The 11,202-nt window shown below is 37.8% G+C and carries 12 protein-coding genes and 2 tRNA genes; 7 read left to right on the forward strand and 7 right to left on the reverse strand.

Annotated features, from left to right (window positions below):
- Positions 1–70 precede the first annotated feature (70 nt).
- The 4 genes from RTX21_RS08840 to RTX21_RS08855 are packed head-to-tail and all read right to left on the reverse strand — an operon-like array spanning position 71 to position 3,862.
- Positions 71–910, reverse strand: coding sequence for a M23 family metallopeptidase (locus RTX21_RS08840; RefSeq protein ID WP_312766926.1), 840 nt, complete (start codon positions 908–910; stop codon positions 71–73).
- Between the two features lie 10 nt (positions 911–920).
- Entirely contained in the window at positions 921–1,784 is an 864-nt protein-coding gene (locus tag RTX21_RS08845; RefSeq protein ID WP_312766929.1) for a hypothetical protein, read from the reverse strand.
- Between the two features lie 38 nt (positions 1,785–1,822).
- The gene (locus RTX21_RS08850) at positions 1,823–2,392 is read right to left on the reverse strand and encodes a DUF6705 family protein (RefSeq protein ID WP_139166557.1); all 570 of its coding nucleotides are present in this window, start codon (positions 2,390–2,392) and stop codon (positions 1,823–1,825) included.
- 12 nt (positions 2,393–2,404) lie between these two features.
- Positions 2,405–3,862, reverse strand: a complete 1,458-nt coding sequence (locus RTX21_RS08855; protein ID WP_312766935.1) for a hypothetical protein — start codon at positions 3,860–3,862, stop codon at positions 2,405–2,407.
- A gap of 138 nt (positions 3,863–4,000) precedes the next feature.
- On the opposite strand from RTX21_RS08855, the gene RTX21_RS08860 reads away from it, so the two are divergent.
- From RTX21_RS08860 to RTX21_RS08870, 3 genes are all read left to right on the forward strand, one after another.
- Positions 4,001–4,255, forward strand: coding sequence for a helix-turn-helix transcriptional regulator (locus tag RTX21_RS08860; RefSeq protein WP_312766936.1), 255 nt, complete (start codon positions 4,001–4,003; stop codon positions 4,253–4,255).
- A gap of 244 nt (positions 4,256–4,499) precedes the next feature.
- Positions 4,500–4,751 (forward strand): hypothetical protein, encoded by a 252-nt coding sequence (locus RTX21_RS08865; RefSeq protein WP_312766937.1) that lies wholly within the window; start codon positions 4,500–4,502, stop codon positions 4,749–4,751.
- A gap of 287 nt (positions 4,752–5,038) precedes the next feature.
- On the forward strand, positions 5,039–5,404 hold the full coding sequence (locus tag RTX21_RS08870; protein WP_312766939.1) for a helix-turn-helix transcriptional regulator: 366 nt from the start codon (positions 5,039–5,041) through the stop codon (positions 5,402–5,404).
- Between the two features lie 55 nt (positions 5,405–5,459).
- Here RTX21_RS08870 and RTX21_RS08875 read toward each other — a convergent pair whose 3' ends face one another.
- Genes RTX21_RS08875 through RTX21_RS08885 form a run of 3 tightly spaced genes read right to left on the reverse strand, consistent with a single transcriptional unit; the run spans position 5,460 to position 8,978 of the window.
- On the reverse strand, positions 5,460–5,927 hold the full coding sequence (locus RTX21_RS08875) for a hypothetical protein (protein WP_312766942.1): 468 nt from the start codon (positions 5,925–5,927) through the stop codon (positions 5,460–5,462).
- Positions 5,928–5,929: 2 nt separating this feature from the next.
- Complete coding sequence (locus tag RTX21_RS08880; RefSeq protein WP_312766944.1) at positions 5,930–6,310, reverse strand: RidA family protein; 381 nt, start codon at positions 6,308–6,310, stop codon at positions 5,930–5,932.
- 46 nt (positions 6,311–6,356) lie between these two features.
- Positions 6,357–8,978, reverse strand: coding sequence for a putative LPS assembly protein LptD (locus tag RTX21_RS08885; RefSeq protein WP_312766947.1), 2,622 nt, complete (start codon positions 8,976–8,978; stop codon positions 6,357–6,359).
- 42 nt (positions 8,979–9,020) lie between these two features.
- On the opposite strand from RTX21_RS08885, the gene RTX21_RS08890 reads away from it, so the two are divergent.
- The 4 genes from RTX21_RS08890 (at position 9,021) to RTX21_RS08905 (ending at position 11,046) form a co-directional block, all read left to right on the forward strand.
- Positions 9,021–10,304, forward strand: coding sequence for an N-acetylmuramoyl-L-alanine amidase (locus RTX21_RS08890; protein ID WP_312766949.1), 1,284 nt, complete (start codon positions 9,021–9,023; stop codon positions 10,302–10,304).
- 61 nt (positions 10,305–10,365) lie between these two features.
- Positions 10,366–10,437 (forward strand) — tRNA-Glu (locus RTX21_RS08895).
- Positions 10,438–10,708: 271 nt separating this feature from the next.
- Entirely contained in the window at positions 10,709–10,963 is a 255-nt protein-coding gene (gene rpsT, locus RTX21_RS08900) for a 30S ribosomal protein S20 (protein ID WP_312766951.1), read from the forward strand.
- 11 nt (positions 10,964–10,974) lie between these two features.
- Positions 10,975–11,046 (forward strand) — tRNA-Glu (locus RTX21_RS08905).
- Positions 11,047–11,202 lie beyond the last annotated feature (156 nt).

Here is an 11,202-nt window from a genome sequence, read left to right on the forward strand (position 1 = left end):
TAAACTAACTATACTACACGAAAACCACAGGCTATGGCTTGTGGTTTTTATTTTAAATCAGGGTAAATATTTAATAATTCCTTTTATAAGTACTTCCGGGATTAAGAAATTTGACTTTTTCCCCATCATCCACACGGAACAAGGTTTTAATACTGATATTCTTTCCTTTTGGCCTGGGTAGATAACACATAAAATGTAAATGCGGTCCGGTACTCCATCCTGTATTTCCACTTAGTGCAATAGTTTGCCCTTTTTCAACTTTATCACCGAATTTTACTTTTGCGCCATTCATCCTGATGTGATAATAGTCTGCTATTGTCCCATCGGCATGGATTATCTTGATGTAATTCCCTTGATTTGCGCATGACCTATCGGGACATCCTGTATTGCTGTCTTGTTTTAGTTCTATAACATAACCCTCTCTTGCCGCTAAAATCTCTGTACCTTCCGGCATTTTAAAATCGAGGGCATTTTGATTCTGATGTGTTTCCCATCCATAATACCCCTGTGAAAGTAAAAACTTTTCTCTTTTTAAATAGGGGAGATCGTAAACATAATCCGAATCATAATCTTCTTTCCATATATTTCCAATTCGAATACTGAATTTTGGAATCTTCTTGAAGGCAAAAGCATGTTTCTTATCAAGAGGAATGAACTGCGCCAATCTCACCTTGGCCGTATTGCCCTCAATAACATATTTGTTAGGGAAATGCTCCACCACAGAACGCATATTCTCTACTTTTGGTTGCTCAAAAAACTCAAAAGAATACGGGAAGGGATCATTGTTATCCAATAATAATGTAATAGTGTCTTCTTTTTTCTGATAATAGACCTTGATATTATAGACAACCTGAGAAAATAGAAAACAATAGTTTAAAAGTGTTATCAGATAAATAAATCTTTTTATCATACTAATTTTATTAGTCAGAAATGACCATTTCAAAACTTATTTTGTAATGATTATCGCCGTATTTTTGTTTTAGCCAGCCTTTTGAGGAGAGATACCAATCATTGTTTTCATCATCGGCTTTCTCCAAAGCGATATTCGGTTCAATCATACCATTTAAAGACTTGTTTTTATCTATAGACAATGCTTTCTTGTCAGCATTTACAATATTAAGGGGAATATTGATCCATTCGAAACCTAAAAAAAGACCTTCTTTTGGAAATACCAATCCGTTATCTGAAACATCTACCTTATTAATGGTCTTACCTGGTTTACAATTGACCACATAACCAGAGTTTCCGTAAGGAGCACCGGGTTTTCCATTATCATTTTTATAAAATCTGAGGATAACAGGTCTGGTTTTTCCATTCAAAGAAGATGATAAAAAAGTTATGATTTTTATGAAGGATATCTCAGAATAATCTGCTTTATAGGGGATATACTCTGCTTTGCTAAATAACTCTCTATCACCCACCATATAGTTGACAGAGTTTTTATCTGCCTTTCCAATTGTAAACAAGAGTTTGTTTTTAGGAGCCAAACTCGTCTTTTCAATATCTTCCTTAGACTTCAACACGAACTCTTTTTGGTTGTTATCTGGGAAGAGGTCTTCAAAGCCGATAGCAGTTATTTTGGAAATCTTCTCTCCTTTTTCCAGTTTCAGTCTTCCTTTTTTATCCGTGTTTTTGAAATAAGGCTTATCTTCAAAAAACGCCCTTGCATATGGGATAGGCTTATTATTCTTCACAGTCACGGTTTGGCTCGGAATGTTTTCCGCACTCTCTTGTGCAAAAAGAAAGGAAGTAGTGAAGATTGATAATAATATTAGTTTTTTCATCTGTTTTTAAAAGAAAGCCCCATTGCAGAGGCTTTTAATTATTGTTTTGTAAATATCAAATCTTTAGTCTCTGGGAGGTAGATATTGATATCTGTCCCTGCGGGACATCGGCTATTATCAAGAATAATATCATTGGGTAGATATTCCCAAGAAAGTTGAGTAGCGTTTATCTTTTTCAAATGAATACTTCCCCATCCAACTCCGCAGTTGGTACCTCCATAATAAAAAAGCATTAGATTTCCATTTTCTTCAGCCCATTGACTATAAATCGTATGCCTTATTTGTTGTGTTGGCAAAGTCATGTTTTGAGTATTTTGAAGAGTGATTCCAGAAGAATTTACAATTACATATTTTATAGATAAAACATCTTTATAAAATTTATTTTTGCCTTGATCAAAAAGTTTATGGATTTCTTTTGTAATAAATATGGTTATTTCTCTTCCTTGAAAATTAGCGTTATAAATACCAATATATGAATCTAATTCATTGTTAATATCCTTTAGATATGAATAATTAGGTACTTCTGTGTAATCTGTTTTTAAGGGGTATTCCTGTGTTTTACAACTCATTGAAATAACAAAAAGTGTTAAGAATATTATTTTTTTCATGTTTTTTATTATTTAAGAACAAGGAACAGCCATTATTGTTCCATCATTATTTTTTATTATTGTTTTTATTGTCCCATCATTTTCTACTCTTTGTAAAACGATTTTTTTATCTAGTCCCATATCTTTAAGGGCTTTGAAAAAAAATTTTTCAATTGTATCGTTATTCATATCCCCAGTTGGTTTATATATTCTATATCTAGTTTGGTAATTTTTTTCAAAAATATCTATTTCATCCTGTGAAAAAGTTGTCAAAGCATCCTGATAAGTTCCTGTAAAACGTATGATATAATGCATTCCATTTGGCGCTACCATTCCGACAAAAGCAAGCGTAGGATCGCCATAATTTCCTTGCGCCCTTGCAAAACCTAACAATTGGTCTATATCCGGTGGCGAATGCATCGGGATTCCTGTTTTGGTATGATTATGATACCCTCCTGCATAACCTGTCTTGTCCCCAAAATTCACGCTATGGGCACCACCAGTAATTATAGCAGAAGGTGTTCCGTCTTTCTTGCTTTTGAAGCCCACTTCTCCAGATCCATTTACGGCAGTGTTCTTCAATTGCGTTATAGACGCTTGTATGTTTGCATTCTGTAATAACGCTTTGTTTCTTGCGCAAGGCGTTTTCGTCTCATCATAGATCACAACACCACCACCGCCACCTTCACCATTATCAGGAGGACAGTTTTTAACTTGTTTTGCTCCAACGCATATTCTTGTCATGGATGAGCACTCTCCATTTTCATCATAATCGCATACATAGAAACATTGCCCACCGCCAGAACTAGTGGGACCGGGACCATTATCACCAGGATCTGTGGTTCCAGTTCCACCTCCACCACCAGCGCCGCCACCTGGGATACCGCCGCCATTACCCCCGGTTCCACCACCAGGCCCACTGGGAGTAGTCGGACAGTCAGGGCATGGTTCTGGTGGAGTTGGACACTCCGGGTTACCTATAACGTAAACCACTGTGCTTTCCAGAGTCCCATCCAGAGAATAAGTTTTTCTGTTACCAGAAAACGTCAGATAATCATTATTACCATTCAGTAGCCACTCTGCTGTCGGCTCATAAGCAATCACTTTGGCAGTAGAAGCATTTGTATCGTATGCTTTCACTTCCAGGTTATACGTTCCAGAAGCATCATACTCTGCATCCGGTCTTACAGAGAATGTGTAATATACTTCATCAGTCCCGTTTGTAGTTTCAATAATGTAGTTGGTATTGATCTCCCCAAACACAGTCTCTGTTTTGCCCATCGCAGAAGGATGTCCCCTCAATGGGACTTTGAAATTGTTTGTTTTTGTCTGAAGCTCCATGATAATCTGTGGAATCTCGGACCTGTAGACGACACGGAATTTCAGGGCTTGTTGATTGTTGCTGGTCTCGCCGGTGTTGAAATTGTCATTCCTACAGCCGACCATCAGGATTGCCAGAAAGGCAAACCACAATACATAGGTTTTTCTCATAGGTGTTTTTGTTTTTAAGTTTATAAAACTAATGATTTCATATCAATTGCATAACGTTTTCAACTGAAAATTAAAAAAATGCAATTAATTAATTTTGCTAAATTATATTAAATTATTCAAATAGGCAAATTTGCCTATTTGAATTTTATACTAAAATCCAACCTTTGCTTTATGCAGGAAACGGATTCAATAATATTAAAAAAAATCGGGGACAAAGTCCGTGAGATCCGCCTTCAGAAAAAACTGACTCAAAAAGAACTTGCTTTTGATTTAGATATTGAGATTTCTCAAATAACCAGAATAGAGACAGGTAAAATAAATACATCAATACTTAACCTTTTCAAGATTGCAAAAGCATTGGAAGTCGACATCAAAGAACTTTTTAATTTTTAAAATAGATAAGGACATTAGTTAAAATTTTAACCTAAACATCACGGCGACCGCTTCACAGATCACTGCAGTCAAAACCGCTTACCAAACCATCCTGACCAACCTGCCCTTCCTCCTCGGGCTTACCACAGACGAGCGCACCAGCCTGCCTGCGATAGATGTCAGCAACAAAGCTTTTACAGAAGATGCCATATCTGCGAGAGTGAACAACGCTGGCCTATTACCAAGCTACGTTTCACCAGCCGGTATGCAGACCGACCTAACCCTATTCGCACAGCTGGATGAGTTGATCGCCCTCCATAACCAGTTGGGAGAAAAGCTACAGGACACACAACTACTCGCTGGCAGCGAGGCCTACGTGGGCGCATTGACCCTTTACAAACTGTTTGGCTCTGCAGCAGATGCTGGCGTAGCGGGTTCTGATGCTGTTTATAACCAGCTGAAGCAACGCTTTGCGGGGCAAGGCGGTGGAGGCAATGCACCTACCGAGCCGGAGTAATAGCTCAGTACCAATAAAAATTTCTAAACTCCGTAAATAAGCGGAGTTTTTTATAAAATCAGGTTAAGAAAACCAACCCACTTGGTTATCTTAACCAAGTAAATGACAAAAAAAACATAACTCAGTTGGTTATCAACACCAACTTACCACAGTTTTTTAACCAATAGAGTTGGTCATCTTCACCAACTCTATTAGTTATCTTTACCAATATACTTATTAAAATTAATTAGCTACTTGGTCTTTATAACCAAGTAACAATAGTTTTAGAACCAATTAAAAACACAGAAATGGAAAAAATCAAAAAGAAATTTTTACAGCAAGATGATACCGACCCTTTGCATATAGGGAATCTGGTACATTGGGAGATCAAACAACAAAACCTAAAGAAAAAGGATGTGGCAGAAAAGCTGGGCATCGGCCCCACAACCCTGAACCAGTACTTCAAACAATCATCGCTGCAGACCACGATTTTGTGGCGGCTCAGCAGGGCTATCAATTTTAATTTCCTGATGTATCTTGGGCAAAAGCTGGACGTGGACTTTGAAACGGAAAAGGAAAAAGCATTGCTAGAACAATTGAAAGGGAAAGAGGAAGAAATTCTCTCACTGAAAACTCAGCTTGGCGTCTATAAAAAGATTCATAACATTGAATGATCCAAGAATAATAACCTAAGTAGATAGACTATTTGAGTTAATAAAAACCACAAACTTACGCTTGTGGTTTTTTATTTTTTGATTGTAATAATTGTTTGGCTCTCTTTTTTCGTCTTTCGTAGATGACCTCGGTTATTTTGCCACCGATCCATGAGAAAGGAAAGAATATCAGGAATATCGATATCTTATAGAAAACAGGATGGTAGGGATAAATAATGATATCCAACATGGCGATGAACAGCATGATGAAGCCTATCAGAATAGCATAGGCTACCTTGGCATATTTCACGATCATGGCCGTAACCACACCTCCAAAAGTAACCCCCAGCCCTCCAAAGAATAAAAGTGCCACAAAAAAGGAATCTTTTTTCTGAACCGACTGAAGCAAAGTTTCCCAATGGTCAAAAGGTGCAAACTGCTTGTACGTGACCCAGGAGGAATCTATCTTTATCCCCAATGTGATAATGAGAGCAGCCACTGTTAAGCCAGCCAAAACACCTAATGTATTCCTGAAAAAATTCATTTTTAGTCTTTGAACGCGATCATAGAGATCTCCACATCTACATTTTTTGGAAGGCAGGAAACCTGCACCGTTTCTCTGGCAGGATATTGATCATTATTGAAATAAGAAGCATAGACCTCATTCACAACCGCAAAATCGTCCATATTCTTCAGAAAGATAGAAGCTTTCAAAGCATTATCAAAATCCATATCAGCTGCTTTCAGGATAGCCTTCAGGTTTTTCATGACCTGGTGCGTCTCTTTTTCAATCCCTTCCACCAGCTTTCCAGTTTCCGGGTCCACAGGGATCTGACCAGATATATACAATGTCCCATTGACCAAAGTTGCCTGAGAATAAGGCCCAATAGCTGCCGGAGCCTCTGATGTATGAATGATCTTCTTCATTTTCAAAAATTAATTTTTACAAAACTATACAAATTTTCCTAAAATCCTAGAAAGAGCTGTTAGGTTGCGTGAAACTTCTCTCTTTGTATTTCACTGCATCTTTCAGGATATTGGCCTTGATCCCGATAAAGAAATCATAGACCTTGTATTGCCCGAAAGGAACCCAGTTGAATGTGATCGTAAAACTACGCTGGTCCCTGGCAAATCCGATCCGTGTCATGGCCAGTTCTTTTCTTTCGACATCATAGCTTGTACTACCGTTGATGTTCCAATAAGGCGTCAGCTTTATACTTCCGTCCAAACCTACAGTTGCCGTTTTGGTACCTTCTCTGGACAAGCCTCTTGTATAGGCATAGTTGGCATTCACGTTCAAGGTCCAGGTGGGTTGATAATGGGCATAATTGTCATCATCGAAGAAGTAGTTCTCGTTCCGGATCTCGCCCTTCTTTTTATATTTTTTGGAGAGTTCTTCTTTCTTTCCGAAAATAGCTTCGCTCATAGGATAAGACATTTGAACATTGATCCCCTGCAGGCTAAAATGTCCAAACTGATCCGTTCTTGTTCCCGTGCTGCTTCCCTCCTCGAAAATAATTTTATAGGGTTCCAAAGTAAGGCTGGTGTTGACATTCAGTTTATTATTGAAGAAAGAAGATTGTGCATTGACGCTGAATACCGACCATTTGTTTCTTTCCGCGGCAAAATTATAACCTCCGGAAATATTAAGATTTTCAAAGATCTTCACTTTTTTCACACCGGTAGAATCGGTCTTAGATTTCACTTTCATCTCCAGATTGTTCGATATATTGAAGCCCATGGTCTGCTGAAGTCCCGATGAAGGCGCTCCATAGATCCCTCCTTCAAAAATAGAATAAGGCGTCATCTCTCCTCTGGCATTAGAATAATTTCTGAAATAGCCCCAGCTTCTATCACCAAAATCAGGAGAATAGGTAAAACTCATGCTTGGCGTGACCATATGACGGATAGCAACGATAGGAGAATTTTTATTAAAGTTCTTCTGTCCATACAAAACTGTCTGCAAGCTTGCACTTGTGGAGAATGTAGTATAACCCGCAACATTGCTTTTGTAATTATCTTCCACAAGGTTAGTCAATGGATTATAACTTTTTTCCAAAGTTTTTGTCGTCAAAACATTATCTGCATTGGCAGCCAAAGTAAATGTGAAATATTTCGCAACAGTAGTATTGGTAGAGAGTGAAATATTATTTTTGGCACCGGTTTTCAGGTCCTGCCACATTTCTCTTTTGAATAGCGCACCCTCTGTCGTGGTCACATAATTACTAAGCGCAAAGCCCGTATTGACATTGATGTTTTCCAATAATCCTGTTCTGACACCCGTTTTCGGTTTGAAAAGGTAAAACTGATTGACTGCTATGGTCATATCCGGTAAGCGAATATCCGTATTGCCTGTTGCAAAATTCTGGTTATAGGTGGCACTCGCACTGATCGTTATAGGAAAATCCAGAAACCTCTTAGTAACATTGACCCTGGAGGTCTGTGTCGTATTCAGGACATTTCCGTTGAAGATATAGTTATTGTTGACCGTATTGTTATAGAACTTGCTGCTGACAATATCCACACTCGCATTGAAGGTAAAATATGGATTGGCTTTAGAATCCTGGGAATGCCTCCATGCGATCCGGAAGGTCTTTGTCCTGGAATAATCATCCAGGCCTTTTATCCCACGCACTGTATAACCATAATCCGCTGCAAAATTCCCGGAATAACGGTATTTTTTAAGATAGTTGAGTTCCGGCTTCAAATTCCAGCTTCCCTTTGTATAGATATCGGAAAGGATCTTCAGATCAAAATGGTCTCCGATTGGCTGATAATACCCCAGACCATTCAAGAAAAACCCGACATCCTGGCGCTCCCCAAAACTCGGAATCAAAATCCCTGCAGACCTTTTATCCGAGAATGGAAGAATCGCAAACGGAAGGACCAGAGGAGTTGGAACCTGTTCTATAAAAAACTGAAATGGCCCGGTAACCACCTGTGAATTACTTTTACCTTTCAGCAACTTTATATAAGCTGCAGAGATATGATAATCCGGTAAAGAATCTTTCTTTTTTATGTAATACTCATCAGTCGTCATAATAGCATGGCTCATGACATAGACCGAATCATTATATTTCTTGGTCTTCTGGGCTACAATGACACCTTCATTCTCTTCCGTCCTTGCATTGAAAGCGATCGCCTGTTTGGTTTTGGTATTATAGATAACCTCGTTATACTCATATTTTTTTCCGGCCTGGGTAGCGATTGCCGGCTTTATGATCTTTCCTTTCTCATCCTGCTCCCCTCTGGCATAGATCTTCCCGGTTTCCCATTCGAATCTGATATAATCCGCATCTATCTGCATATCCTGATAGATGATCTGGGCATTTTTGTGGAGTGTGGTCTGCTTGTTGGTAATGGAAGAGCTGTTCTTGTATTCTGCCTTCATCTTCACAACATCCTCCAATTGTTCTTTTGGAAGAATTGTATCCTTTTTAAGATTTAAAGAGTCTTTGTTTATATTTATAGAATCTCGAACATCGTTTTTTTCATCAATATTTTTAGGCACAGTTTGTGATAAAATATTGTTAAAAATTAGGATATTTAAAATTAGTAATATACTTTTGAAAATACTTCGGGCCAATGCAGTCATTCTGAAATTGGGTTCAAAATTAATTAAATTTTAAAGATTAAAATGACCAGCTTCAAATTTTATAATAAAATTTTCTTTCTGTTAACATTTTTTATCGGTTTAAGTCACTGTTATTCTCAAAAAAAATTTACAGTCGTTTTAGATGCAGGGCATGGTGGCAGTGACATCGGTGCAAATAGAACCTATCCCGACATCGGGTCTGTACAGGAAAAAAATGTTACTCTCGGCATTGTCCTCAAATTGGGAAGAATGCTTGAAAAGAACAAAGACTATAAAATAATCTACACCAGAAAAATAGATGAATATCCATCTTTGACAAGCAGAACCACGCTTGCCAACAGGAGCAAAGCAGACCTGTTCATCTCGGTCCATGTCAATTCTTCCCCCAGCAGAAGCGCAACTGCACAAGGAACCGAAACTTTTGTGCAGGGGCCTAATCAGAACAAGGCCAACCTGGATGTTGCCAAAGCTGAAAACGACGTGATCTTCCTTGATGAAAAGGATAGGGAGAACTTCGCATCTTACAACCCAAGCTCCCCGGAATCTCTGATCGCCCTTAAAATCCAGCAAAGCAAATATCTGGAAGCCAGCCTTATTATCGGTGGACTGGTAGAAGAGAATTTTGTAAAAAAAGACAAGAGAATGTCACGTGGCGTAAAGCAGGAAAATTTACACGTTCTCCGAATGAACGCAATGCCATCGATCCTGATAGAAACCGGTTTTGTAAATAATTATGATGATGCCCACTATATCTCTACAGAAGAAGGCCAGCAAGCTATTGCGGAAAGTATTTATAATGCCATAGTAAGTTATAAAAAACTCGTTGACCGAAATGTAAAAGAGCCTGAACCAGAAAAACCGGTAGAACAACCTCTGAAAAATGATTTCAGAATATTATTGATGAGCACTCCTAATAAATATACAGACGAAGACCCAGCTCTTAAAGGTTTGAAATACATCTTGCCGATCAAAGAGAATGGATTCTACAAATATTACTATGGAACCACAAATTATGCTTCTGTAAGAGATACCAATCTGAAAACGGCCAAAGATGCAGGATTCCGGAATTCTATGGCAATCAGTTTTGTTCCAAATCAGGCTTTGGGAATGGGTTATTATACTATAGAGATCTATGCTGGAAAAGACAAGCTGGACTCCAAATCCCTTATTATGAAAACGCTTACTGATATCGTCAGAAACAAAGAAAACGGAATCTTCTACTACACCAGTGGAAAATATAGAACATTGGAAGATGCCGTGAATGCCCAAAAAGAACTGGAAAACAAGGGAATTACAAACACTGTAATCGAGAAAAAATTGAAATAGACAAAATCATTTGCTAAAAAAATATAAAGTATCTATTTTTGCAGTCCATAAAAAACTAAACGGCCTATTCGTCTAGTGGTTAGGACTCAAGATTTTCTTTCTTGCAACAGCGGTTCGATTCCCCTATAGGCTACAATCAAGAATCTAAAATGAAAGTTATAAAATAGCTTTCATTTTTTTTATCTGATAATCACACCTTTAGAAAAACATCAAAAAAACATTTTGAATTTTAAAAAATATCCATATTTTTGCACCGCTTTAAAGAAGAAGAGAAGGACATCGGATTTTTATAATTAAAAATGATTTTGGGCCATGATCAACTTCAACAGGCAAAACAAAATTTTATTTAAAAAAGTTTGCAAATTAAAAAATAGTTTTTATCTTTGCACCCACATTTGAACGATATGGCAAATCATAAATCAGCATTAAAGAGAATTAGACAAAACGAAGTAAGAAGACTTCGTAACAGATACTACCACAAAACTGCAAGAACAGCTTTGAAAGCGTTGAGAAACGAAGAAAACAAAGCAGTAGCAGTTGAGCAGTTACCTAAAGTTATCTCTTTGTTGGATAAATTAGCAAAGAAGAATATTATTCACAAGAATAAAGCTTCTAACTTGAAAAGTAAATTAACTAAACACGTAAACGGTTTAGCTTAATATAAGTCCTTGGCCCGTTCGTCTATCGGTTAGGACCTCAGGTTTTCATCCTGGTAAGAGGGGTTCGATTCCCCTACGGGCTACTTAAAATACCTTCATTAATTTTCTGGAGGTATTTTTTTTAAAGATTTAGAATCTGTTTTTATTCATTCAGAATACAGTTAAATAAATAGAAAATTAACAAGGCCCGTTCGTCTATCGGTTAGGACCTCAGGTTTTCATCCTGGTAAGAGGGGTTC

The organism is Epilithonimonas sp., assembly GCF_032054305.1.
Lineage (GTDB): Bacteria > Bacteroidota > Bacteroidia > Flavobacteriales > Weeksellaceae > Epilithonimonas.